Raw genomic sequence first — 607 nt, 5'->3', positions numbered from 1 at the left:
ACCTTAAGCGCTTCCTCTTGACTTCTTACCCCATCACCTACCATGGCACGTCCTTCTTCCCGGCAAAGGCTGCTGAACGCGGCTCGAGACCTCTTCGTCCGCCAGGGCATCACTCAGACCACCACCCGTCAAATTGCAGACTTGGCCGGCGTTCATGAAGTAACCCTGTTTCGTCACTTTGGCAGCAAGCAGGGACTGCTCCTGGCTGTATTTGCTGAGCTGGGAGTTTTCTCCGGCATTGCCGACTTACCCCTCCCAGCGGATCCCGCTACCTTCCGGGGCTCTGAGCTACAAGCCATTCTCCTCCGCTATGTCCAAACCTGCTTCCAAGCCCTAGCTAATAACCCTGAGCTGGTGCGCTCGTTGGTGGGAGAAGCAGGCTTCTACTCCGAGGAGCATCGCCGTGCCTTGAGAGCAGGCTTCCTGAAGGCGCAAGAGCAGCTAGCCCACTACCTTCAGCAGCTCCCTAGCCCGGAGCTACAAGCCATTGACTCTGATCGCCTTCAGGCCGCTGCTGGAGTTCTCCACCTCATGATTTTAGGGACAGCAGTGTTAGCCGTTACCGCTGGCCTGCCTTCCAGCGCCTCTGACAAGCCCCCAGTTAAGC

At 58.0% G+C, this 607-nt stretch carries 1 protein-coding gene; it reads left to right on the top strand.

From position 1 onward, the window contains the following. Positions 1-42: 42 nt before the first annotated feature. Positions 43-607 (top strand): TetR/AcrR family transcriptional regulator (locus tag NW858_RS11585; RefSeq protein WP_414520550.1); only part of this gene is annotated, 565 nt, incomplete at its 3' end.

It is taken from the genome of Synechococcus sp. H55.10, assembly GCF_047502715.1.
Classification (GTDB): Bacteria; Cyanobacteriota; Cyanobacteriia; order Thermostichales; family Thermostichaceae; genus Thermostichus.
This window is presented reverse-complemented; position numbering and strand designations above follow the sequence as displayed.